The following is a 24,652-nucleotide window of genomic DNA, read 5'->3' on the forward strand; positions in this document are numbered from 1 at the left end:
GCGCCAGGCGGCCATCCGCTTTCTCAGGAGACCGGATCCTCCGGGTGATGGCTGAGCGCCACCCGGTTGCCCTCGGGATCCCGGACGTACACCGTCCAGCGCGTTTCGTGCTCCAAGGGAATCCCAGCGCGCGCGAAGGTCTCCACCGCCCGGGCCCGCTCGGCCGGAGCGATGCGCAGGGCGAGCAGCAACAGGCCCGGCCGCTCGTGGCGGAAGGAGCCGGCCTCGGGCTCGCCCGCCACCGCTTCCAAGGCGAGGAAGCCGCCGCCGGGAACCCCGACCCACACGCTGCGCAGCGAGCCGTCCGCCCGGAAGTAGCGCTGCAGTTCTCTCAGACCCAGGACGTCCCGGTAGAAGGCGGTGACCCGCTCCACGTCGCGTACCTGGATGGCCAGATGATGGAAGCCCTGAACGTCCATGACGCGGATGCTATATGGTGCCCGGCCCCCATGGCGCGACTGCTGATCGTCGAGGATCACCCCGAGCTGGCTTCCCTCATGGTCGCCGCGGCCGAAAGCCGCGGCCATGAGGCCACGGCCGTCCATACCGGCGAAGCCGCGCTGGCCCTCGTGCGTCCGCAGGCCTTCGAGGCGGCCGTGGTGGATCTGCTCCTGCCCGACATGCGGGGCAGCGCCGTGCTCTCCGCGCTCCGGGACAACGCCATTCCCGCCATCGCCGTCAGCGGTGTCTTCAAGGGCGATCGCTTCGCCCGCGAGGCCACCGAGGTGCACGGCGCGCGTGCCTTCTTCGAGAAGCCCTTCGAGCTGCTGCACCTGCTGGAGTACGTCGAGCAGGTGTGCGGCCTGGACAGCCCCCCGCCCCCCCCGCCCTCCGACGACGACTCCGACGAGGTCGTCGTCTTCGAGGACGCCACGCTCATGGAGCTGGACGACGAGCCGGGCTTCGCCGTCACCGAGGAGGATGAGCCCCTCTTCGCGCCCGCCGAGCCCTCGTCCCCCGTCATCCAGGGCCTCACCGTCATCGAGGAGGCGCAGGATCCGCTGAGCGACGAGGAGCGACCCCTTCCTCCTCCGCTCCCTCCGTTCCGCTCCTTCGTGGAGTCGACGCCCGCGTTCGTCCGGGAGACCCCCATCACCCTCAGGACGGTGGAGCTCGCGGGGCTCGTGGATCTCTCCTCGCTCGATTCCCCCGACGCGCGGGAAGAACCCCTCGCCCCGGAGGAGCCGCCCGAGGAGGAACTGCAGGAGCTGGAGGCGCTCGAACCGGACGAGGAGGAGCCCCCCGCGACGTCCGCCCTCCCCGCCGAGGAGCTTCAATCCCTCGAGGAACTCGGGCCGGACACGGCGCCGCCCCCGACCCCCACCATCTCCGCCGAGGAGCTCCAGGCCCTGGAAGCGCTCGGGACGGACGAGGGGCCACCCCCGACCCCCGCCATCTCCGCCGAGGAGCTCCAGGCCCTGGAGGCACTCGGGACGGACGAGGCGCCGCCTCCCACGCCCGTCGTCTCCGCCGAGGAGCTCCAGGCCCTGGAAGCACTCGGGCCCGCCGCCGAGGAGCCGTCCCCTCCCGCGCCTCTCGCCGAAGCGACCGGACCCACCGAGGAGTCGTCCTCCACGTCCGTCGTCTCCGTCGAGGAGTTCCAGGCCCTGGAGGCGCTCGGTCCCGCCGAGGAGTCACCCTTCCCCGAGCCCACCGCCGACGATCTCCCTCCCCCACGGGAGTCCTCCTCCGAGACGCCGGAGCCCGAGCCCGAGCCCGGACTCGCCCTGCCCTTCGGGGAGCGCGAGAAGGTGTGGAGCAAGACGCCCAGCACCGCGCCCCGCACGCGCGCGCCTCCCGCGTGGTCGCTCTCCGGAAACCTCAAGGACACCAGCGTCCCCCGCCTGCTCAACGCCTACTATGAGGCGCGCCACAGCGGAGAGCTCAAGCTGCGGCAGGGCACCACCCAGAAGGTCGTCTACTTCGAGGCCGGGCGGCCGGTGTACGCCGCCTCCAACCTCGCCCCGGAGCGCTTCCTGCGCTTCTGCGTCCGCCGTGGCGTGGTGAGCGAGGCCCAGGCCCAGGCGGCGTTCGCGCTCGCCCGGGAACAGAACCTGCGCTCCAGCGAGGCGCTCGCGCGGCTGGGGCTCGTGGACGCGCGGCGGCGCCAGCAGGTGCTCGAGGAGCAGGTGAAGGAGGTGCTCTGGTCCACCTTCCCGTGGACGGAAGGCGCCTATGGCTTCAGCGCCCTGCGTCCCCCCAGCGCGGGACGGGTAGCCCTGTCGCTCTTCCCCGGCGATCTCATCCTCGAGGGCATCCAGCGCTCCGAGCCCCTGGTGGCACTGCGCCAGCACATGCCGCGCTCCCGCCGTCTCTTCCCCTCGGCCGCCCCCCCCTATGCCCTGCACGAGCTGAAGCTGAAGGGACAGCAGGCCCTGTTGCTGGCGTACGCGGACGGCACCAAGACGGTGGAGGATCTGCTCACCCTCACGGAGCTGTCCGAGCGCGAGGGGCTCGCCACCCTGCGGGGCCTGGAGCTGCTCGGCGTGCTGGAGGAGCGGCGCGAGGAGCCCGGCAGCCGCCGCCGCATCAGCTTCGGGCTGTAGGGCGCCCGCACGCCGCGGCCCTCACCGGCGGCGGCGGCGCAGGGCCGCGCCCATCGTGGCGAGCACGAAGAGCAGCGGCCCCGACTCCGCGCTGGCGCACCCACAGCCGGACGGACGCGGCTCGTTCCCCTCGGACACGGAGAGGCGCACGTCACCCTTGCTGGCCTCGCCCCACATGCGGCGCTCGCCCACCAGGAGCGGCCGCGCCACGTAGCCGAGCGTCCGGGTGGCGCCGCCCGCCAGCAGCAGCCCGTCCACCTGGAGCGCGTGGCCATTCCAGTGCGTCTCCACGGGCGCTCCGTCGAGCGTCGCGCTGCCCTCCACGTAGGCGAGCCCCTCCAGGTGCTCCACGTAGCGCGCCCCGCTCACGTCACACGCCGTGGTGTTGGTGAGATCCACCAGCACGCTCACGAGGCCCGTCTCCGAGGCGACGGGCAGCTCGGAGCGGCGGCCCACCGTCACGAAGGGATCCACGGAGATGGGCACGTCGAACGACAGCTCCGTGCGCGCGGGCCCCTTGCTCGCCGTCACGCCCACCCGCACGGAGCCGCCGAGCAGCGCGTCCAGCTCCTTCTCCTTCGTGACGAGCCGGATGGTGCCATCCGGCTCGGAGAGCTGCTCGAGTTCCACGGCCGACTCATACGTCCAGGTGTAGTCCGGCGTCTGGCAGAACCCCGGCGTGGGGGTGACGAGGGACGCGAGGGACAGGGTGGCGCCCTGGCCACAGACGGCCTTCATCCCATTCTGGGGATGAGCCTCCAGGGACACCCCCGGGCCGGGCAGCACCATCGAGCGCTCCTGCTGCTCCACGGAGCTGCCCGTGGAGTCCTGTAGGGTGGCGCGCAGATGGTAGAGCCCGCAGTCCAGGTCCGTCAGCGACCACTCGCCCGGCACCGCCACGTTCGTCGTCCGTGTCGGCACGTTCGCGTCCTCCGGCTCCAGGCGCAGGTTCGCACTCAGCTTGCGCTCCACCTCGCAGTCGAGGGGCGAGTCCACCCGCAGCGTCTGGGCGCTCTCGCTCAACGACACCTGGAGCGAGTCATTCCTCAGCGGCGTCCAGGCCGACTCGATGAGGAGATCCCGGTGGGAAGGCTTTCCGCGATCGGCGCCCACCGCGCTCGTGGCGAGGACCCGCACCTGGGCCGGGGGCTGACAGGCGGTCGTCTGGATCACGAGCCCCGTTGCGTCCACCGGGAAGCTGGTCACGGCGCCGCCCTCCCGCTTCTGGATGGAGAGCTCCGGTCCCGGCACCCCGCCCCCATCCAGGTTCACCTCCCAGCGGCTCACCATGCCGGGAAACCCGGGCGTGTTCGCGCAGCCGTGCGGCTTCTCGGGGGACAACTCCACCCGCTCTCCTGAGCGCACCCGCTGCACGACGCCGTCCGGGATGAAGACGGGCTCCGGAGCACCCCAGGGCTTCTGGTGCACCGTGTAGCGCTGGAAGTTGGAGAGGTCGCCCTCGTCCATCACGTCGAGCTGGTACTGGTAGTCCCGGCCTCCCGCCTCGCAGAAGAAGGCCGGGGGCTTGAGCTTGAGGCGGGCGCTGTTGTCCGTGTCCGGCATGGGCAGCGGGCCGTCCGCGGACACCCGACTCCAGCTCTTGCTCTTCCAGCGGCATTTCGCCGACGTCATGTCCCCCACCGCGTCGAGCGTCAGGAACTCGCCGCCCGCGACCAGCTCACCCGCGAGTTGCCCCGAACCCACCACGCCTCCATCCGACCGCACCACCTGGGGCATCTCCGGGGGCGACGTATGCAGCACCCTCACCGGCATCGTCCGCCGGACCGCGTGCGCCGCCAGGCCGTCGGAGGCCGTCACCTCGAGGTGGCCCACGTCCGTCGTCTGGCAGATGGATTTCGTGGAGATCTCCATCACCACAGGCTCGCCTGGCGCCCCGGACACCGACTTCACCTCCCACGGGCCCGTGACCGAGGACGAAGTGGCGAGCCGCACCGGATCTCCGTCGGAGTCCTTGCCCAGGAAGGTCAACTGGAGGTTCGTGTTCTCCTCGAAATCCATCTCCGTGACCACTCCGCCGTCCGAGCCCAGCACCGCGAGCTCGGGGCCCGCCTCATTGGAGTAGGTGAAGACGTTGTGCACCGTCTCGCCCGGAGCGGTGAGGACGCAGAAGGACGCGCCATGACAGGCCACCTGCTCGAGCTTCGCCGTCAGGACGTTCGGTGGAATCACGCGCGGGAGCCAGATGGTGCCCGCGCGCTCCTCGGACTCCATGGGCACCGGACTCATCACCTGGAGGCCGCCATCCGCCTGCTTCACGAGGGCCATGCCGAAGCCATGGCCCCCATCGCCCCCCTCCCGCACGTTCATGGACAGGGCGACGAGTTCCTCGCCCGCCCCCAGTTCCTGGACCACTTCGATCGGAGGGGTGGTGTTGTCGAGCGACCCCCGGATGAAGGCATGACGCGCGCCCACCATCGCGAAGGGGACGGGCTTGCCCTGAACGGGAAACAGCTCCACGGCCTGCACCAGGCCCGCCTCCGGAGTGCCGAGCTTCCACTCTCCCCTCGTCCTGGAGGGAATGGCTTCCCACATGCCCGCCGGCACCGAGCCCGAGACCCCGATGACGGAGTAGACCGAGTCGCCCACCCGCGCCACGGCGAAGGGGGCGCCCCATCTCGAGTCCTGATCCAGGCTCAACACGGCGGAGAAGGTATCGGCGGGCGTGGTGAGACCCGCGTCCGAGAGGTAGAGCGTGTGTTGTTTCTGGCCATCGGTCACCATGGCGGCACCGCCCCCGGCCGTGTGCTTCACCCGTTTGATGCCATCGTCCGTGTAGTTGATGGGCGTGCTGGGATTGACACCTCCACACAACCCTCCATCCGCACCGATCGAGGTGCGCTGTCCGTACGAGCTGACGCTCACGAAGCAGTCCGTGTCCGGCTGGTAGGAGGTCCCCACCGATTCGCTCGCCTCGGAGCCCCTCGGCTTGCGCGCCACGCCACCGTCCACGAACAGGTAGGCGCCCCCCCCGCCATCCGCCAGATAGCCCAGCGAGAACGTCCCCTTCCCCCACACGTCGAGGACGCCGTTGGGCCGCTCCGTCACGGCGGTCACCTCGCGCCATCCCGCGTGCGCCCGGGACGCGGCCAGCATCGCCAGCACGCCCGCCGCGGCCAGACACACGAGCCGCACGCGCGTGCGCCACCTAGTAGGCGAACTCCGCTCGAAGGTAGAGCCTGTCGGACTCATTCTGGGTCTCCTGTGACAAATCCGCTCCGGTGAACCCCAGCAGGGTGTAGCCCACGCCCACCCGCATCCGGTCATCCACGCGCCAGGCGATCTCGCCTCGGAGCGAACCCAAGGATTCATGGTCGGTCGACACCGACCGCCCCGCGCCCTCCACCGCCACTTCCAGTCCGCCCACCACTCGCACCGAGGGGCGCAACGAGCCGGTGAACACCCATATCGCAACCTCGCCCCGGTTGCTGCGGCTGGCATGCAGACCCGCCCCCAGCGCGAGGCGCTCTCCCAGACGCACGGCTGGCAGGAGTGAAATGATCTGCTGCACCCGCTCGCCAAACACCCGGCGCTCCCCGGGCGACAGCTCCCGGTTGATGCCGTAGCGCGCCACCACCATGAAGGGCCCCGGCCTCCAGGACAGGGCGGCGTACCCCTCGAGCAGCCGGGCCTCCAGCCGTCCGCCTTCCCGCTCGCCCGTGCGGCTGAAGTTCATCCGGCCCGAGAGCGACAGGTCCTCGCGCAGCACGGCCTCCGCGGCGAGCATCGCCACCGTCTGGAGGCGCTCCACCGGCGCGCTGGAGCCTCGTCCGGGCGTGCCCCGCTCGGAGCGCAGCTCCAGGTGGCCCCCCAGCCGGAGGCGCTCCAGGACGAGCTGTGCGGACACCCCCGCCGCGTCCCGCCGCAGCGTGTCCGGCACGTCGAGCACTCCCCGCACGCCCCGCTCGTAGCGCGCGCTCAGGTCCAGGGCGCCGAAGACGGTGCGCTGGAAGCCCACCGCGCGCGCCAGCCGCATGCCCTGGGTGTCATGGGAGGCGACGTCCTCCACGAAGACGCTGGTGCCGTCCGCCAGTTGGGTGCTCGCGCCGCTCACCATGCGGCGCGCGCCGAAGTCCGGCCCGTCCACGTCCACCGAATAGCCGCCGTAGTAGACGTCCTCGCCCCGCTTCCAACCGCCCCGCACCCACGCGAGCGGCCCCAGCTCGGGCCCCCAGCCTCCGCGAACCCCCAGCGTGGCGTCGCCCGCCGTCACGTCCGCGCCCACCGCGGCGAAGGTGTCCGCCACCCGGCCGAGTCCCTCGCCGTGGAGGCCCACCGTCTGCTGGTGGCTGGCCGACACCCGCAGCCAGTCATTCACCCGGTAGTGCCCCTCGAGCCCCACCGAGGTCCGTCCTCCCTCGAGCAGGGTGTCCTCGCCGGGCAGCACGCTGGCGCGCAGCCGCGCGTCGCGCACCTGCGCGCTCACGCCCCACCGCTCCCACTCGTAGCCCAGCCCCAGCCCCAGCGTGCGCGCCCCCACCTCCCCCGGTTCGAAGGGACGCCGCGGATCCGCCGTGAGGCGCTCATCCCCGAGCAGCGTGAGGCGCCACGGCCCCAGGGGCTGCACCGCGCGCAGGGAGAGCTGACGCGAGGACTGGAGATCGGCGTGGGCGCCATCGGAGAACCCCGCGGTGCGCCGACGGAACGCCGCATCCACGGAGCCGCGCCCGAAGAGGCCCGGCCCGCGCACGCGCACGCTCAAGGCGTCCCCTCCGGCCGGCGCCCAGGCCAGCGAGGGCCGGAGGAAGGACAGTCCCCCGTCATCCGAGACCCCGAAGGACTCCGGCGACACCGCCGCGCCCTCGCTGCGCGCCACCTCGGCCAGCAGCGTGTAGGCGCCCAGGGTGGTGCGCGCATGCCCGGTGAGCAGTTGGTAGCTCCGCTCGCGCACGGCCGACACGGACACCCGTCCGCCCTTCCACTCGGCCCAGGCCTCGCCGCCCACCGCGTCCGTGGGCGCGCCGGAGCGCAGCACCGCGTACTCCACGCACAGCACGGGCTCCGGCGCGGCCGTCGGAGCGGCGGCGCTCAGCAGCGCCTCGCCCGACACGAAGGACAACGGCCGCGCCAGGAGGATGCGCCCCGACACGTAGTCGATGTCGTAGTCCCGGTGCCGCACCAGGTGCCGCTCGGCGAGCGGCAGGCCGGTGAGGCCATCGCGCAGCTCCACGCGCAGCACCTCGGAGCCCTCGGCCATGGGCACCGAGCCCAGGTAGTAGAGACTGCCGCCGGTGGCGCGCAGTTCCTCGTACGCGGGCCGGGCGGCGAGGGCGCGCAGAGGATCCGCCAGCCCCCCGGCGAAGCCCGTCACGCCCGCGCGCACCGGGCCCAGCTGAGTCGCCAGCTCCGCATAGGGGCCGAACAGGGGACGGTGGTAGCGGCCCACCTCGCCCTCCTCCCACCGGGCCCGGTACGTGCCCAGGCCCACGCGGCCCAGGGCGTCATGACGCAGCTCCAGCCGCAAGCGGCTCTCGGCCGGATTGGGGGTGAGGCCCACGGAGGTATCGCCCCACTCGGGGAGCACCCAGTCCGGATCCGGCACCCGATCCAACCGGGGAAGCTGGGGGCGCAGCGCATCCACCAGCGGGCGCCCGCGCAAGGTGTCCACGTCCGTGTCGCGCACGTCCAGCTCGCCCACCAGGGAGAAGGGCCCCCGGTATGCCTCCACATGGGCCGAGCCCCGTCCGCGCAGGCGCACGCCCCCGGTGGCCGGCGCGAACGTGGCCTCCACGTCCAACAAGGCCACCGCGAAGTCCCGCCGCACCGCCTCCACGGGCACCGTCATCTTCCAGGCGGGCTCGCCGGGCGGTTGCACCTCCAGGACGACGGGATTGCCGCCCGGAGCGAGCTCCAGGGGCAGCAGCGCGGAGCCGTCGCTGCCCACCGTTACCTCGCCCTCGGACGAGCGCACGCGCGTGCCCGGGGGAAACTCGGCGTTCAACGACGTGAGGCCACTGGCCGGTGGACGCTCCTTGCTTCCCGGCAGCCGCAGCACTCCGCGGGGCTCGGGCGCGCGGGGGATGACGAGCACGCCGACCTCGCGGGGCACCACGTCGACGCGCTGCTGGAAGAGGCGCAGCGCGCCCCCGGTGCCGCGCACCACGAGCGGCAGCACGTTCTCCCCGGGCACCAGTTGGACGCGGGCGCTCCAGTCACCCCGGGCGTCCACGCTCGCGCTCACGCCGCCGACCGTCACCTCCTCGTGCGGCTCCACATGGCCCGCCAGGAGGAACTCCACCCCGCCCGGCACGCCCCGCGCGGCGGGCGGCGATGCGTCATAGGCGAACCGCAGGGTGGGCGGCGTCTCGCCCTGGAAGCGCACCGCGAAGTCCTGGAGCACCCCGGCGGCCCAGGGCACCTCGAGCGTGACGGCCTCGGGCGAGGGCATGCTGCCGGCGGGCAGGGTGCGCGTGTCCAGGCGCAGCCGCTGACGGCCGGGACGCAGGTGCAGGCCGCCCGTCGCATCCGGGCCGCGCGCGTCCACCTGGGTGAAGTGGTAGCGGCCCCGGGCGTCCGTGAGCACCTCGCGGCCCGAGGCCAGCACGAGGCGGATGCCGGGCAGGCCCGGCTCGCCGGGAGCACACCGCCCATCCGCGTCCTCGTCGCGGCACACGCGCCCGGTGATGGCCGCCGCCAGCTCCGGAGGCTCCTGCCGCGCGAGCTGCGCCCGTGCGGTGCCCGGCCACGCCAGCACGCCCACCGCCGCGCCGAGCAGGAGCCGGCGCCTCAAGGACGCACCTCCACCATCGCCGTGACACCGGTGGCCACGTCCGCCACGGACACGCTCACGGGGCCCGGGTTCTTCACGACGAAGCTGCCGCGTCCGCCCTCCACCACCACCGCGCTCTTCTCCCCGGCGGACAACCAGACATGGGCCTCGCGTCCCTCCAGCACCCGGCCCGTCGCGTCCTCCATCCAATACGTCACCCGCGCGCCGTCCACCTTCAACCGCACGTTCACCGGCGCCTCGGGCGCCAGCCGCACCCGCCGCGTCTCCCGGGGCGCGCGCGGGGACGGATCGACGGGGAACACCGGACCGCCCTCGGCCAGCACGTCGAGGGTGCGCCGCAGTCCCGGCCACCGCTCGTGGATGACCTCCAGCCGGCCCGGGCGCGCGGGGCCGAGCACTGCCGTGCCATCCGCCCCCGTCACCAGCCGCGCGTCGCCCACGCGCAGCGGCTGCTCCGGCACGGGCAGGCCACACGAATCCGTCACGCCCGCGTACAGCACGCCCTCGTCCACCCAGACGCTCAGCCGCGCGGGCTCCGTGCCGACCGGGCCATATGCGAGCACCTCCAGCGTCGTCTCATGCTCCCGCGCGAGCGACGGCACGCTCCAGAAGTACTCGACGACGCCGGGCGTCTCCTCCCGAGGGGCGGAGAACGTGCCCAGGGGCGAGCGCGGCAGCACCACGGCCCCGGGCCTGCGCTGGCCGGCGGCGTCCCAGGCGCGAGTCGTCACGCGCACCGTCGAGCCGAGGTGCACCAGCGGCTCGGCCAGCTCCAGGGCGACCCGCGCCACCGGCCCCTGCTCGAGTTGCAGGGGCAGCTCCTCGCGCGAGCCCGCGCCGCGCTCCGGCCACGTGGCCAACAGCCGCTCCGGCGTCCTGGGTGGAGAGGCCGGCGCGGTGTAGCGCCACTCGAGCAGGCCCCCTTGCGCGTGCGTCGGCCCGCGCAGGGTGCCATGGCGGGCACTCACCTCCACGCGCGCCCGGTTCACCGGTTGGCCCAGCGCGTCGCTGGTGGCGCACAGCAGCCGGGCCTGGGAGACGCCGTCGGGGGGAAGCCGCTGTGGGTGGAGGACGCACGCCAGCCCGTCCGTGGGCGGCAGCCCCAGATTCATCTTCGTGCGCCGCACGTTGCCCGCCTTGTCCACCACGCTCGCCTCGGCGGTGTCATGGCCGGGCGGGACGATGACGGGCAGGCGGAAGCGCCCATCCGCGGCGGCCTTCGCGGGCCCGAAGCTCGCCCCGGCGATGGAGACGGACAGCTGCGCGTTCGGCTCGGTGCGGCCGGGCAGCTCCACCGCGGCGGCCAGCGGCACCAGCACCTTGCCATAGGCGCCGTGGATGGACTGGGGGTGGGGCCACGCCGACAGGGCGACGAGCACGGCCACCTCCGGGTAGCGGGTGTCCGGGAGCACATAGCGGGCCGTCCAGGTGCCGGGCCCCGCGCGCACCAGCGCCTCCACCCGTCCCACGTTGGCCTGCAGCACGGGCGGCGCCCCGGAGTCCTCCGGCGAGCCGTCCGGCTGGAGGATGCGCACCGTGAGCCGCGCCTCCTTGTCCCGTCCCTTCACGGGCGCGGGCGGCTCCAACGACAGCGACACCTCGGTGGCGGGCGGGCCCAGGGTGAAGTCGGCCTGGCTCCGCGCCTCCCCGGCCTGGGCGGACACCCGCACCCGCCGCGCACCCGGCTCCGGGACGACGAGGAACGTGCGCAACGGCGGCTGCCCGGCTCCAGGCAACAGGCGCGCTCCGCTCGCGGACACGGCGGCGTCCTCGGCGGACACGAGGGTGCCCGAGGCGTCCCGTCGCACCAGGGCGATGGAAAACCCCTCGGGCGCCACGGCCGCCGATGGCCCCAGGATGTCGAGCGTGTCCGCGGAGGCCACCGTGCCCGCGAGCAGCAGGACTGACAGGAAACGGATCAGAGTGTCGGTAATTTATCAGCGTCCATGCCGCGCCCGAAATGCTATCGCCGGGGCGCGGCACGTTTCCCCACCTCACCCCCGGAGGCGGGCGGCGCGGGCTCACCGCCAGGCGATTCCGGCCTCGTCCCCCAGGCGCACGAAGTAGCGCGAGCCACCCACGCGGGCGTACTGGATGCTCAGGCGCTCCGAGCGGAGTTCCTCGCCCTGACGGACCTCGGTGGGCTGGAAGGTGGCGTCCTGTGCCGCCACCTCGCACACCAGGGAGCCGTAGAACCGCACCCGGAAGGTGCTCCCTTCCTGCCCCCGCGCCTCGGCGGACAGCGGGCGCGAGCCCTGGAGCGGAACCTTGCGGGCCACGCCCGCCGGCACCTGGGCGAAGTCGTGGGGATCCACCGCCACGCCCTCGCCGAGCCACACCCAACCGGAGGTGGCGGCCGGGCCCCCGTAGCCGTTGTCCACGCACACCACCCCCGTGCCATGGCCGGAGATGGGAGTGGAGACCGGCACCGGCTGCCCGGCGGAGTGCGTCACCTGGAGCACCCCCTGCAACTGGCGGTTGCCGGGCGTGGCGCACACCGTCTGCGCGCTCTCGGTCCTGGGCGCCTCGTGACAGTCCACCGGCAGGCGGAACTCGTAGGCGTAGACGTTGTACTCGCCGTTCTGGCGCACCGCCCAGGCCAGGCGCACCTGGCCGTTCGCACCATAGCTGATGTCGCTGAGCGACTCGCTGGCCGGGGTCTCGGTGAGCCGGTAGGTCATCCGCGTGCGCAGATCGTACAGGTGGATGTCGTAGTTGGGCGTGGGGCTGGTCGCATCCCAGTGCTCGAAGGCGATGAGCGGACCGCTGATGGAGGGGTTGGTGTCCGTGCCGGGCAGGGACAGGCGCTGGGCCTCGCCCCCCTCCAGGGACGTCCAGGCGATGTCCGACTCCAACACGCCATGGACCCAGGCGCGGCTCACGTACACCACCACCTCGCCATTGGTGTCCGGCTGCGTCTCCTCCCCTTCGGAGCCGGTGAGCTGACGGATGTGGTAGCCGGCCGACAGCTCGCGCGCCGCCCAGATGTCGCACCCATCCACGCTGGTGGCGCACTTCGACCACACCACCGCCCGGCCGTCCTCGCTGACGGCGGGGGTGCGGTCCACGCTCGCATCGGCGGTGAGCCGGGTGAGCGCGAGCGTGTCCTGGTTGTAGACGTGGATCTCCGGGGAGAGGGCGCTCGGGCTGATGGCCACGTCCTGCCAGGCCACCGTGTGCCCGCCCACCGTGGCGGTGCGGCGATCCGTGCCGGGCCGCGGCGCGATCTCCTGGGCCACGCCGCCCATGCCCACGTCGAAGCGGTAGACGTGGTTGGTGGCATCGGTGGGGCTCGTGCGGGTGAACACCACCTGGTGGCCCTGGATGTCGGCGAGCGAGTCGAGCCATCCCCCCGTGGGCAGGGGCAGATCCGCGCCCGTGGTCAGGTGGTGGTAGCGGATTTCACTGACGTCGCGGACCGGCTGGTTCGTGTAGACCACCCACTCACCGCTCACGTGGGGATCCGTCTGATCTCCCGGCGAGGTGTTGACCACCCGGGGCGTTCCCACCAGGACCCCTTCGGTCCCCTCCCCCAATGCCCACGCGGGTATCAGGCACAACAGAGCAGCAACCATCCGCGGCATCGTGAGGGACCTCCGGCTCGAAGAAGAGGGGACTCCCTGTGCCTGGGCTCAATCCCGTGCCCGCTGCTCGCGGCACGTCCCCACCCCGCATTCACCTGGAGGACTTCGGCCCCTCGACTCGCCGTCTCATGGCCTGGTGCTCCAGGGCTCCGACCTGGATTGTCCCTGTGCAGGAATTCCCGCTGAGGTGTTGGCTTGCAAGCTACAGACCATGCCAACAGGGGTCAACACAGTCATTAGAAGGGCTGCACTCAAGGCGGTGGGGGAGCGGGGTCATTCCAGAGTCCTGGGTCGACGGTGACCGCCTTGGGCGGCGTGGTGTCTACCTGGAGTGCGCGTTGTTCCTCTTGTCGTAAACCGCCCACGGAGCGGACCTGGACGTGCACGGGGTTGGAGCCTTCCTTGAGGGTGAGGGGGAAGGAGAAGCGGCCCTGGGCGTCGGGAAGCACGCCCTCGCCGTTGGCGAGCACCTGGGTGCCGGGCTCTGTCTGTCCGGAGACGAGGATCTGCCGGCGGGGACGATCAGGCCAGTTCACCTTGAGCAGGAGGCTGGTGGGGATGGGGGTGGGGGCGGAGGGAGCCTGACCGGGGCGGACGACGGACTGCTGGCCCGCGAGGACGAGGACGCTGCGCTGCTGGCCGGACAGCGTGGTCTCCCCCTCGAGCGTGGCCAGGGCGACGGTGCCCGCGCCGTTGTTGCTCACGGAGAACGCGCCGCCTTGCGAGCGGGCGACGGCGTCACTGCCGCTGGCCGTCATTTCCAGGGCGTGAGGGGAGCCGGAGCCGGCGCGCACCCGCGCCGTCGTCATGCCCTTCTCGAGCAACAGCCGCGAGAGCTTGTCGGTGAGCTCAGCCACGGTCACCTCGGTGCCAGGCTCCATGCGCACTTCCACGGCCTCACCGCCGATGAGCACCGCGTAGGAGCCCGCGAGCGTGCGCACCGCGTCGGAGGCGCGCAGGGCCTCGCCCACGCTGGCTCCGCGCCACGCGCCGCCGCCCCGGCGCACCTCGACGGTGCCGCGGATCTCCTGCAGCGTCAGCTCCACCAGGCGCGGAGGCGCCGGGGCGGGCGGAGGTGGGGGGGCGTGCACCTCGGAGGTGGGCGCGGGCACGCTGACCGGGGTGGGGGTCGGAGTGTCGTGGAGGAAGAGGAAATAGCCCACGGGCAGGGCCGTGAGGATGGCGAGGAGTCCGACCAGGAAGGGCGCGCGGCGCCGGCGAGAGCGGGAAGCGTCCATACGGGACCGCAAGCTACCTCAGCCGGGGGCACGCGCCTCACACCTTCGGTGGCCACACGGTGAGGCAGGCGCCCTGCCCCGTGTGTGGCGCTCCCGCCCTTCGTGTGGTTCCGCGGCGGCGAGCAGGCGAGCTTCAGTCGTGCGGCCATCCGCATGCGCGCTGAGTTCACACAACCAGAGGGAGAGCCGCCAACACGGGGCAGACGCAACCCTCGGCACTGCCGCGTCAGTAGAGGATGCAGTCGAACTTCTCGATGACGGCTCGGAGTTCTTCCGGAGTGGTGTCAAACCGCTTCGCAATGGCGGTGGCATCCTCGGTCAAGGCCACTGTGCCGGGTGGCTGCTTTCCCAGCGTTTCGATAACGATGGGGCCGACTTGTCCAGGCCACTGGACGCTGTTGAGCTCGCGGGCTCGCCCAATGGGGTCCAGGAGGGTGAAGCAGGGCCACTTGGGAAACCGAAGGGTGGCAGGATCCGAGCCCATGATGCGGCAGCCATCCAGGCGAGCCTCGGTGAAGTCGCAGTCCTCGATGGAGCCAAGCTGACACCATGGCAGGCTGCTGTATTCAGGCCAGTGGCCAAAATCACACCCCGAGAAGCGCCCCTTGAACCGGCATCCCTTGAGAGCTGCCCCTATCCAGTCCTGATAGTTCTTCAACTCTTGTTTCACCTCGAAGGCGCAATCGACGAACCGGGCTCTGTCAATGGACAGACGCCTGGAGGCCACCTTCAGCACAAGGGTGCAGTTCTTCACCGTCAGGTTGGGGCCGAGAATGTAGTTCGCATTCTTGTCCGTCAGCTCCAGCCGTTCGTTTTCGATTTCCCGGTCCTTGAAGACGACGTTACCGAGCCAGTCCATGACCGTCCCTGTTAGAAGGTGAGCATCCGAAAGAATTCGCCCGCCATACGGCGGCCATGCCGCGCCAGGTTCGTTTGTGTGCCGGAGAGAATTTCGTACTTATATCCGCCCGGCGAGAGGTCAACCACATCGACCCCTTGCTGATTGAAACGATAGAGATGTTGGAATTGTCGTTTTAGCTCTTCATGCACGTAGCGCCCCCGGGCCTCGCGTTCGAGTAGCCTCGCCAGCCAGTAGTCGCCCTTCTTCATGGCCTGCTCGATGGCGTCTTTTTCGTTGGGCGAGAGTCTGGGGTCCCCTATGGTCCGGCGCACGCATCAGTAGACGATGCAATCGAACTGCTCAACGACCGCTTTGAATGCTTCCTCGGTGGTCTCTCGCCGTTTGGCGAGGGCCGGAGCGTAGAGCGTTACGGCCCTTGTGCAGGGAGGATCCCTGTACTGCCCCTCCACGATGATGGGGCGAAAACCTCCCGGCCACTCGACGCTGTTGAGTTCGCGAGCTCGCCCAATAGGGTCCAGGAGGGTGAAGCAGGGCCACTTGGGAAAGCGAAGGGTGGCAGGGTCTGCGCCCATGATGCGGCAGCCATCCAACCGAGCCTCGGAGAAGTCGCAGTCCTCGATGGAGCCGAATTGAAACCAGGGGTCACTGCCATACTCGGGCCAGTGGCCAAAGTCGCACCCCGAGAAGCGACCCTTGAACCGACATCCCTTGAGGGAGGCACTTATCCACTGCTGGTAGTTCTTCAACTCCTGCTTCACCTCGAAGGTGCAGTCAATGAACGTGGCCTGCTTGATGACCAGACGACTGGCGGGAACCTTCAGGACAACGGTGCAGTTGCGCAGCGTCAAGCCCGTGCTGAGGAAGTAGAGGGAATTCTTGTCCGTCAGTTCCAGCCGCTCGTTGGCAATCTCCTGGTTCTTGAAGATGACGTTCTCCAGCCATCCCATGGCCGCCCCTTTCAGAAGGTGAGCATCCGGAAGAACTCGCCCGCCATGCGGCGACCATGGCGGGCCAGGTTCGACTCCGTTCCGGCGAGAATCTCGTACTGACGGCCTGTCTTGGGGTCAATCACGTCGACGCTCTGGTGCTCTCGTCAGTAGACGATGCAGTCGAATTTCTTGATGACGGCTCGGAGTTCTTCTGGGGTGGTGTCAAACCGCTTCGCAATGGCGGTGGCGTCCTCGGTCAAGGCCACTGTCCCGGGCGGCTGCTTTCGCAGCGTTTCAATAATGATAGGACCAACTTGTCCAGGCCACTGGACGCTGTTGAGTTCACGGCTTCTGCCAATGGGGTCCAGGATGGTGAAGCAGGGCCACTTGGGAAAGCGAAGGGTAGCGGGGTTTGAACCCATGATGCGGCAACCCTGCAAGCGGGCCTCGGTGAAGTCGCAGTCCTCGATGGAGCCGTGCTGAAACCCCGGCAGGCTCATGTACTCGGGCCAGTGCCCGAAGTCGCACCCCGACAGCCGTCCCTTGAACCGGCAGCCCTTCAGCGACGCCGCCAGCCATTGCTGGTGGTTCTTCAACTCCTGCTTCACCTCGAAGGTGCAGTTGATAAAGCGCGCTCCATCGAAGAAGAGACGCCGGGCGGACACCTTCAGCACGAGAGTGCAGTTCTTCACCGTCAGGTTGGGGCCCAGAAAGTAGTGCGCCTCCTTATCCATCAACTCCAGCCGCTCGTTTTCAATCTCCGTGTTCTCGAAGAGGACGTTACCGAACCGGTCCATGGCCACCGCCCCTTTTAGAAGGTGAGCATCCGGAAGAACTCGCCCGCCATGCGCCTGCCGTGCGGTGCCAGGTTCGACTCCGTTCCGGCGAGCATCTCGTACTGGCGGCCCGTCTTGGGGTCAATCGCGTCGACGCGCTGGCGCTCCCGTCAGTAGACGATGAAGTCAAACTGCTCAACGACCGCTCTGAATGCTTCCTCGGTCGTCTCGCGGCGCTTGGCGAGGGACGGAGCGTAGAGCGTCACGGCCATTGTGCAGGGAGGATCCCTATACTGCCCCTCCACGATGATCGGGCGAAAACCCCCCGGCCATTGGACGCTGTTGAGCTCGCGGGCTCGCCTGATGGGGTCCAGGAGGGTGAAACAGGGCCACTTGGGAAAGCGCAGGGTGGCGGGGTCCGCGCCCATGATGCGGCAGCCATCCAGGCGGGCCTCGGTGAAGTCGCAGTCCTCGATGGCCCCATATTCCCAACCTGTACCGTACTCGGGCCAGTGCCCGAAGTCGCACCCCGAGAAGCGACCCTTGAAGCGGCACCTCTTGAGGGAGGCCTTCACCCATTGCTGGTGGTTCTTCAACTCCTGCTTCACCTCGAAAGTGCAGTCGATGAACCGTGCTCCAATGATGATCAGGTTCCTGGCGGACACTTTCAGGACAACGGTGCAGTTCCTGAGCGACAGGTTGGGGCCAAGGAAATAGAGCGAGTTCTTGTCCGACAGCTCCAGCCGCTCGTTTTCAATCTCCTTGTTCTCAATGAGGACGTTCTCCAGCCACCCCATGGTTGCTCCTCTCAGAAGGTGAGCATCCGGAACAACTCGCCCGCCATGCGCCTGCCGTGACGAGCCAGATTCGACTCCGTGCCGGAGAGCATCTCGTACTGGCGGCCCGTCTTCAGGTCAACCACGTCCACCCCCTGGTGTTTGAACTGAAGGCTGCCTCGCAACTGGGCTTTCACCTCTTCGTGCACGAACCGCCCCCGGGCCTCGCGTTCCAGCAGCCGGGCCAGCCAGTACTCGCCCTTCTTCAGGGCTTCGTCGATGGCTTCTCGCTCGGCGCGCGACAGCCTGTCAGGCCCCCACTTCTTGGCGGCCTGGGTGACGGCCTCCTGGAGCATATCGCCCACCTTGTCCTCGACGGGAATGTCCGCGGCCGACTTGCCCCGGGGCAAGTGCCAGCGCTGGCCGTCGCTCAGTTCCACCTGCCGGTTGCCGCCCCGGTGACGGATGACGGTTACCGCGGAGCGGCCCCCAGGCGCCTGTCCCCCGCTACTACCCTGCCCCTTCTTGAGCAGGACCACGGCCAGGGGGCCCTGCGGAGAGGTGGCCACCGTCTCCGCCGTCGCAATGGCCTTGGCCAGGGCTCCCTCCGTCGCGAGCGCCGCCTCCGTCACCTCCAGGCGCCCCATGACGCCGGCGCCGCCCTGCGCCTCGAACTGCTTCCCGGCGAGGTTGAAGCGCGGGAGCGACTTCACTCTCGGCAGCACCTGCCCCAGCGTGTGCCCGCCCAGCGTGGCCACGGCGAGAATCATGGCCCGGGCCGCGTCCTCGCCCAGCACCTTGCCGAATTGCTCGCCCGCCGCGCGCAGCTCCTCGAAGGTGGTGGCGTGGTGCGCCGTGTCGGCCATGCGGGCCCACCCGTCCATGAGGCCGTACAGCGTCTGGAGGCCCAGGTAGCCCATCAGCAGGAGCGTCATGCCAGCGGCCAGGGCCTTGGTCGTCGGCTCGGGCACCACCCACATCATGCAGTAGAGCGCCACCGTCCAGACGACCATGGACACCATCATCCGCACGTCCAGCAGCTCGTGCACCAGGGCCTGGCGCGTCTCGTCGAGCACGTGGCCGAACGCCAGCGCCAGAGCGAACGTCCGCCGGTCGTCCGTACGCAGGTAGGGCCCGTCGTCCAGCAGGCCCAGGCAATCGCCGCCTCCCCGGGGCACACACCACTGGAGGTACCTGGCCCTCAAGGCTTCATCCGCCGCGGGGGTAAGCACCACCGGACCCTCCTGGCGCTCGGGCACCAGGGTGTAGGCCTGGTCGCGGTACACCTCCAGCAGCCAGTCTCCCTGGCTGTCCACCATCTCGACGCCCTTGGAGGGCGGCAGCAGGTGAAGCAGCTCCCGGGCGGCCGCTTGTGGACTCTTCGTCCCCAGGCGCACGTCGCGGGAGAAGCGCAGGAAGGCCTGTTGGAACTCGGCCTTGGGGAGGGGCACTGGCCGGGTGGCGATGGCGCCGGGCTCCAGGAAGTCCACGTCGTACACGGTGGCGGACTCGAAGCCAGGCTCTGCCATGGCAGCCACACGCTCCTTGGGAGCCGGTGGGGGCGTCAGCGAGTGGTAGCGGTAGCCGGCAAACCCCCCGTGGGGGATGCCCGTGGCGCATGAGAACTGGAAGAGGACGACGACGAGGGCCCAGACACCAACGCGGGGGCTCTGACGCGCGTCCTTGGGACGAGCGCCAGGAAGACGGGTAGACACAGCGCACCTCCGGAAGCGACGTGACCACAAAGCTGTCGCTCCAGAATTACATGGAAATGTGGGTACGCCCGTCAAGTCATTGGGTTGGGCAGGGGTTGGAGAATGCAACAGGTGAGTTTCAGGCGCGGCGCCACCAGTTCCGGGGCGGCGCTACGGGAACGTGACGTTCTCCAGAATGATTGAGCGCCCGTCTGCATCCCACAGCGTCAGGGTGTACTCGCCCTGGGCCTGCATCGTTGTGGCCTCGAGTTCCACCATGACGCGACTAGGGAAGCCAGGGAGGATGGAAACCGGTGTCGCGTCCGGAAGTGGCGTCAGTTCCTCGCCCTTGGCCCCACGCAGCATGGCACCCGCGAGCGTCCAGGGCTTCGTCCCTGGGTTCTTCAACTCCAGTTCCACCGCTACACGGCCCTTCTTGTCATTCCCGGCGCGGGAGGACCACACCTCCGCCAGAGCCAGCACAGCCCGCGGCCTCGGCTTGAGGTATCCGGTGATTTGCTTGACGGTGACGCCAAGTACCTCGTCCAGGAGGCCCGCCGTGCGCAGACCCCGGAGTCCGCCCGGGCCGCCCTGCTCAGCTTGGAGGCGAGCCTTCTGCTCCTCGCAGCGCTGGGCCTTCGACTCCGCATCCCGCGCCTTCTGCTCGTAGAAGGCCACCGGGCGTGTCTGACGGATGACGTCCACCTGCCGTGCGGCCCGCGCGGGGTGGACCACCAGGAGAAACGTAAGGCTCGCTGGGGCCGCTCCATCCGCGAAGTAGACGGTGAGCCTCCGCGGCTCCAGGTCGCGCATGGCCTCCGAGGGAACGACCATGAGCGAATCGACTGCCTCCGTCACTCGACGGAAGTGCTCGCGCCCCTCCAGTTCCACGCGCGAGAGCTTCGCGTCGAAAAGCAGCGTGCTCGTCAGCTCCGGGGTGATGCATAGCGCTGGCCCCCCACCTGGTGCGCTCGCGTCCACTTCGATGCGAATGTCACCCGCTTCGCACACGGGCAATGGTTGGCGCTCGGCGGCGTCAGCGGTCGAGGTGAGCAGGGCCAAGGACAGGAGGCCAGCGGAGGACGCGAAGGGCACGGGGGGTCAACCTCTCCAGGGGCGCGTGGCGGCCCCCTTCGGCGCTGGCGTCTAACACACACCGCTGTATGAGGGACCCATGCCTGCTGGCAGTCGAGTGCCCGGGCGCCCTACTCGAATCTGTTCGTTACGAACAGGCGGACTCGGGCGTGGACCTTGACGGCATCCGAGCCGGCATCGGCATCGATGGGCTCGCCGGCCCCGCCTGGCGCTGCGATCTCCATGCACACGGGGTACGTCTTGCCTCTGGGGGTTTGCGCCCGCGTGAAACGACCGTAGACGCGCTCCTTGCCGAGGATGAACCTCCCGATGAGCACGGTGCCCTCGTCCAGCGCGCCGTACTGCGCTGGCAATGTGACGGCTGCGTCGCCCGCGCGCACCGTGACCACCTCCCCTCGTGTGCCCGGTGGGATGTCGGCGGAAACGCTGTCACTGAGGCCGAGGCTCAACTCCTCCCTCATGGTCTTCACGGCATCGGCCGGGCAGTCCTCGGGCCCCGGCGTGGCGCGCACCTGGGGGCCGCTGGTGCAGGCGACCAGTACCCAGCCGCAGCTCGCGGCGAGGCACTGCCACTTCTTGCAGCGCTCGCCCTGGCGCTGAGGCGCAGGCGCGGGCATCTCCTGGGGCGGCAAACGGGACTCCTGCTTGCGAAGAGGCATGGCGGTGGCGAGCGCGGGGGTGGTGGAGGCCACGAGTGGCGCCGCGCCCGCTCCAGCTTCAGCCGTTTCAGGGGAAACAGCCAATTCAGCGACGGGGCACGCCCGAGGCGTGGGGCACTCTGGCAGCCACCCTTCAGGAAGAACCGCCGCCGCGAAAGGTGTCGCGTTGGGCACCGGAGCGGGTGGCGACACGGGCGCCATGCGCGGTCGGATGACGAAGGCCGCGGCACAGGCCAGTGCCACCACCGCCAGGAAAGCCACCACCTGGGCCGCGGGCTTCACCGCCTCCACCACCACGGAGCGCACCGGCAGCGCACCGACACTGGTGGGCAGGAGGAGGGAGAGGCCTCGCCTCAACGCACCAGGGGGCGATGGCGCGGCCCTGGGGTCAGGGCGGGCAACGTCGGCCACGGGAGGCGGCAGGGCTCCGCCTCGGGGGACCGGAGGCACGTCCGCGAGGAGCGCCACGAGAGCCTCCGGAGAAGGCGCGGGCTCCTCGGCCACCTGTACCCCGGCGGGCAACTCGGCGGCCAGGAGCGGAGCCGGAGCATCCACCACGGGTGTGCGCTGCTTCTCCCCTTCCGGGCCCGGCTTACGCCCGGCCTTGCGTCCACGTCGGGGCCTGGCCACGTTCCACTGGAGGACCTCCAACGCCTCCGCGTCGCGCGGCGCCTTGTCGGGGTCCCACGCGGTGGGTGCCCTGTCGGGAGCGTCCGGGTCCAACAGCGGCAAGTCCCAGCGGCCGTCCAGCTCGGCGGAAGCCAGGGCCGCCTCCAGCGTACGGCACAGCTCGGCGCAGTCGGCGAAGCGCTCGGCGCGCTCCTTCGCCAGCATGCGCATGCAGAGGTTGGAGAGCGCCTCGGGCACACGCGGGTTCAACTCGCGCGGGGCCTTGGGGGTGAGGGCGAGAATCCTGTCATTCAACCCTCCCTCGCGCCGGGTGCCGAAGGGCAGCACATCCGTCAGCAACCAGTAGAAGGTGACGGCCATGGCCCACAGGTCATCCCCCTCGTCGGGCCTGTAGTGCGTGCCCTTGTTGGCGGGGTCCCTGTCGTAGCGGATGGCCTCGGGGCCGCGGTACTCGCACGTGCCGGGAGGAAGGGTATCTCGCGTCACGGTGGGCTCGCCCGCGAGCCACCCAATCCCGAAGTCCACGAGAATGGGCCGCGCGTCCGCGTCGCGAATGAGGATGTTGTCTCGCTTCAAGTCGCGGTGGAACACGCCCTGCCCGTGCACCGCCGCGAGCGCGAGGAGAACCTCGAGGAGGACATGGGCCACCTGACGCGCGGAGGGGTTTTCGTCCAGCGCCCAATCCTCCAGCGTCCGGCCCTCCACGAAGTCCATGACGAAGTAGAGGTAGCCATACAAGGGCACGGGCCACCTGTCGTAGGCATGGAAGCCGACGACGTTGGGATGCGCCAGGTGCCGCAGAATATTGATTTCCCGCTGGCCCCAGCCCTCCAGCGCACGGGCCCGGAGGAGCTTGAGCGCGAAGAAGAGCCCGGCGCGCTCCACCTTGTAGACGACGCTGAAGCCGCCCTCTCCCAGCACTTCGACGATCCGGTACTCCCCCACCCTGTCGCCTTTTTTCGGGGGAGTGAAAGGCGGGACTCGCATGGGTGGAGACAACCTCCAGGACGCGGAAGCTAGCACGGGCCATCACCCCCCACGCCGAGGCGGCGGGGGCGCATGGTCCGCGGCTCGCCGCCCCTGGCTCCGGCCCTGACTCGAGCCCTCACTCTTGCTCGGGGGTGTTTTCGATGGAGCGGAGAATGCGGTTGAGGAGCTTCACCCTGCCGGCGGGCCAGCCACGCAACATGCGCACCGTCCGCCGCAGTTCCGGGGGCAGGTTGCCCTCGGGGGTTGGGGCGTCCACCGTGGGCGCCACCTGCGCGGGGGTGAGCGCGAGCAGCACATCGGCGGAGAGGCCGAGCACCAAGGCGAGGCGGCGCAGCGTGGGGACGGCGGGCATCATGTGCCCGCGCTCGATGCGGCCGTAGACGTTGGGGGCGAGGCCTGTCTGGCGCGCCACCTGGGCCTGGGTGAGCCCCAGCCGCTCGCGGGCGAGACGGGCCACCTCCCCGAGGGTCTTCGAGAGCCTTTCGTATTCCATGTCAGTGCGCGCGCTGCCTGGCCTCGCGTGGGGCCGATGCGGCTGGGGCGGGCAGCATCGCGCTGGCCGCGCGACTCAGGGCGGTGAGCTGGCGCGGCTTCAACTGGCGTAGCGTGCGCAGCAGGCGGCGCATCGCGGGAGGCTCGTCCACGGCGGGAGCGTCCAGCGTGAGCCAGGCGGGCGGCTGCGACGAGGAAAATCCCAGCAGGGGGTTGGCGTCCAGGGCCAGGGCCCGGCACAGCCGCAGCAGGGTGGGAAGGCTCGGGAGCATCTTGCCGCGCTCCAGGCGTCCGTACACCTCCGTCGCCAGGCCAATCCGCTCGGCGGCTTCCGCCTGCGTCAACGCGGCTCTCTGCCGCGCCTCGCGAGCCACCCTTCCCGGGTGGCGGGCGAGTGCGGCCGGTGTCTTGGGGAGTTGGGTCATGGTGCGCCTCAATCGTCGAACTCGTCGGAGCCTTCGAGCGTCATGTCCGGGGGCAACGGGAGGATGCCCCGCTCGACAACGGGGTAGGCATCCAACCGCTCCAGATTCGAGGCTTGAGTGAACAGGGCATTCGCCTCCGCCTTCGCCTCCTTCGCGCCGAAGGGTTTCCGCTGTTCCGGGCGGCCGAGGAAGGCGCGCAGCTCGTCGCGCAGCTGCCCCGCCGTCTGGTAACGCTCGTCCGGATGGGGGCGCAGTGCCTTGGAGAGAATCCGCCGCAACGGCGCGGGCAGCTCCTCGGCGGCACGCTGTACCTCATCCGGGCCGAAGTGCAGCACGCGGTTGGCGAGTGTCTCCAGGGGAAGGAGCGAGGAGCGCTCACCGCGCACCTCGGGCGGAAAGCGCCTCTCCACGTCCAGCCAGAGGGTGTCAGGTGGATCCAACGGGTAGCGGGCCAGCAGCATTTCGAGCAGGACGAGCCCCAGGGAGAAGACGTCGGCCCGTCCGTCCAGCTTCTTGGGGGTGAGCGGGTCCGTCTGGCTCGCCTCGGGCTTGCAGAAGCCGAGGAGGATTTCCGGGGCGATGTAGGCTGGGTCTCCCCGGAGCAGGTCCGGGGGCGTGCGGATGCGGCCGAGCAGCTCCGAATAGGCGGCGCCAAAGTTGGTGAGCTGGATGCGTCCGTCGTCGCCCACGCGGATGCGCATGGGCCCCACGGCCCGGTGCACGAGGTGGAGGGGGCGGCCCTCTTCGTCCTCGGCCCGGTGCGCGCAGTCGAGCGCGTCCGCCACCTCGGCGGCGACATAGGCCGCGAAGTCGTGCGACAGCTTCCGGTTGACGGACACGGCGGCGTCCATGAGGGAGAGCAGGAAGCGGCCATGCCCCATGTCCATGACGACGTAGGCCACCTCGTGGTGCACCGCGGAGCCGAGCACGGGGGCGATGTTGCGGTGGCGCAGGGATCTGGAGAGCCGCACTTCCTCCATGGCTCGCGTGCGGGCCTCACGCCCGTGTTCCAGGTGAACGGGCTTGAGGACAACCAGCTTGAAGGGGCCGCCCTTGGCGAGCTGGCGCGAGGAAAGCAGAAGGGTGTCGTAGTCGGGGTGCGACACCAGGGGACGTTGAATGGAGTAGAGGTAGCCGCCCGACTCGAAAGTGAGTTGAGACGGGGACCCGCCAGAATCCGACGGCTGGGACATGCGTGGCTCCAAGCA

The 24,652-nt window shown here is 70.2% G+C and carries 18 protein-coding genes; 1 reads left to right on the forward strand and 17 read right to left on the reverse strand.

Annotation, left to right across the window (positions count from 1 at the left end):
• Nucleotides 1-23 precede the first annotated feature (23 nt).
• Nucleotides 24-419: a VOC family protein gene (locus tag F0U63_RS28530; RefSeq protein WP_395834448.1), complete on the reverse strand. Its 396-nt coding sequence runs from the start codon at nucleotides 417-419 to the stop codon at nucleotides 24-26.
• 30 nt (nucleotides 420-449) lie between these two features.
• Between F0U63_RS28530 and F0U63_RS28535 the strand changes: the two genes are divergently transcribed.
• Nucleotides 450-2,546: a DUF4388 domain-containing protein gene (locus F0U63_RS28535; RefSeq protein WP_395834450.1), complete on the forward strand. Its 2,097-nt coding sequence runs from the start codon at nucleotides 450-452 to the stop codon at nucleotides 2,544-2,546.
• Nucleotides 2,547-2,567: 21 nt separating this feature from the next.
• Here F0U63_RS28535 and F0U63_RS28540 read toward each other — a convergent pair whose 3' ends face one another.
• From F0U63_RS28540 to F0U63_RS28615, 16 genes are all read right to left on the reverse strand, one after another.
• Nucleotides 2,568-5,699 carry an MYXO-CTERM sorting domain-containing protein gene (locus F0U63_RS28540; protein WP_395834452.1) on the reverse strand — a complete coding sequence of 1,044 codons (3,132 nt, stop codon included), beginning with the start codon at nucleotides 5,697-5,699 and terminating at the stop codon, nucleotides 2,568-2,570.
• A 13-nt stretch (nucleotides 5,700-5,712) separates the two neighbouring features.
• The gene (locus F0U63_RS28545; protein ID WP_395834454.1) at nucleotides 5,713-9,294 is read right to left on the reverse strand and encodes a flagellar motor protein; all 3,582 of its coding nucleotides are present in this window, start codon (nucleotides 9,292-9,294) and stop codon (nucleotides 5,713-5,715) included.
• Nucleotides 9,291-11,177, reverse strand: coding sequence for a hypothetical protein (locus tag F0U63_RS28550; RefSeq protein WP_395834456.1), 1,887 nt, complete (start codon nucleotides 11,175-11,177; stop codon nucleotides 9,291-9,293). Before F0U63_RS28550 ends, F0U63_RS28545 begins: the two co-directional genes overlap by 4 nt.
• Nucleotides 11,178-11,315: 138 nt before the next feature.
• Nucleotides 11,316-12,803, reverse strand: a complete 1,488-nt coding sequence (locus tag F0U63_RS28555) for a TolB family protein (RefSeq protein WP_395834458.1) — start codon at nucleotides 12,801-12,803, stop codon at nucleotides 11,316-11,318.
• A gap of 326 nt (nucleotides 12,804-13,129) precedes the next feature.
• On the reverse strand, nucleotides 13,130-14,116 hold the full coding sequence (locus tag F0U63_RS28560) for a hypothetical protein (RefSeq protein WP_395834460.1): 987 nt from the start codon (nucleotides 14,114-14,116) through the stop codon (nucleotides 13,130-13,132).
• 226 nt (nucleotides 14,117-14,342) lie between these two features.
• Nucleotides 14,343-14,975, reverse strand: coding sequence for a hypothetical protein (locus F0U63_RS28565; protein WP_395834462.1), 633 nt, complete (start codon nucleotides 14,973-14,975; stop codon nucleotides 14,343-14,345).
• 11 nt (nucleotides 14,976-14,986) lie between these two features.
• The gene (locus F0U63_RS28570) at nucleotides 14,987-15,226 is read right to left on the reverse strand and encodes a hypothetical protein (RefSeq protein ID WP_395834464.1); all 240 of its coding nucleotides are present in this window, start codon (nucleotides 15,224-15,226) and stop codon (nucleotides 14,987-14,989) included.
• 66 nt (nucleotides 15,227-15,292) lie between these two features.
• Nucleotides 15,293-15,925, reverse strand: coding sequence for a hypothetical protein (locus F0U63_RS28575; RefSeq protein ID WP_395834466.1), 633 nt, complete (start codon nucleotides 15,923-15,925; stop codon nucleotides 15,293-15,295).
• Nucleotides 15,926-16,071: 146 nt separating this feature from the next.
• The gene (locus F0U63_RS28580; RefSeq protein WP_395834468.1) at nucleotides 16,072-16,704 is read right to left on the reverse strand and encodes a hypothetical protein; all 633 of its coding nucleotides are present in this window, start codon (nucleotides 16,702-16,704) and stop codon (nucleotides 16,072-16,074) included.
• A 149-nt stretch (nucleotides 16,705-16,853) separates the two neighbouring features.
• The gene (locus F0U63_RS28585; protein WP_395834470.1) at nucleotides 16,854-17,480 is read right to left on the reverse strand and encodes a hypothetical protein; all 627 of its coding nucleotides are present in this window, start codon (nucleotides 17,478-17,480) and stop codon (nucleotides 16,854-16,856) included.
• Between the two features lie 11 nt (nucleotides 17,481-17,491).
• Nucleotides 17,492-19,174, reverse strand: a complete 1,683-nt coding sequence (locus F0U63_RS28590; RefSeq protein WP_395834472.1) for a hypothetical protein — start codon at nucleotides 19,172-19,174, stop codon at nucleotides 17,492-17,494.
• A 150-nt stretch (nucleotides 19,175-19,324) separates the two neighbouring features.
• Nucleotides 19,325-20,248 (reverse strand): DUF2381 family protein, encoded by a 924-nt coding sequence (locus tag F0U63_RS28595; RefSeq protein ID WP_395834474.1) that lies wholly within the window; start codon nucleotides 20,246-20,248, stop codon nucleotides 19,325-19,327.
• A gap of 110 nt (nucleotides 20,249-20,358) precedes the next feature.
• Entirely contained in the window at nucleotides 20,359-22,524 is a 2,166-nt protein-coding gene (locus F0U63_RS28600; protein WP_395834476.1) for a protein kinase, read from the reverse strand.
• A gap of 118 nt (nucleotides 22,525-22,642) precedes the next feature.
• A complete protein-coding gene (locus F0U63_RS28605) occupies nucleotides 22,643-23,020 on the reverse strand; it encodes a helix-turn-helix domain-containing protein (protein ID WP_395834478.1) in 378 nt (125 codons plus the stop codon).
• 1 nt (nucleotide 23,021) lies between these two features.
• Nucleotides 23,022-23,444, reverse strand: a complete 423-nt coding sequence (locus F0U63_RS28610) for a helix-turn-helix transcriptional regulator (protein ID WP_395834480.1) — start codon at nucleotides 23,442-23,444, stop codon at nucleotides 23,022-23,024.
• An 8-nt stretch (nucleotides 23,445-23,452) separates the two neighbouring features.
• Complete coding sequence (locus tag F0U63_RS28615) at nucleotides 23,453-24,637, reverse strand: protein kinase (RefSeq protein WP_395834482.1); 1,185 nt, start codon at nucleotides 24,635-24,637, stop codon at nucleotides 23,453-23,455.
• Nucleotides 24,638-24,652 lie beyond the last annotated feature (15 nt).

The sequence above is a fragment of the Cystobacter fuscus genome, from assembly GCF_044360685.1.
Taxonomy (GTDB): Bacteria; Myxococcota; Myxococcia; order Myxococcales; family Myxococcaceae; genus Cystobacter; species Cystobacter fuscus_C.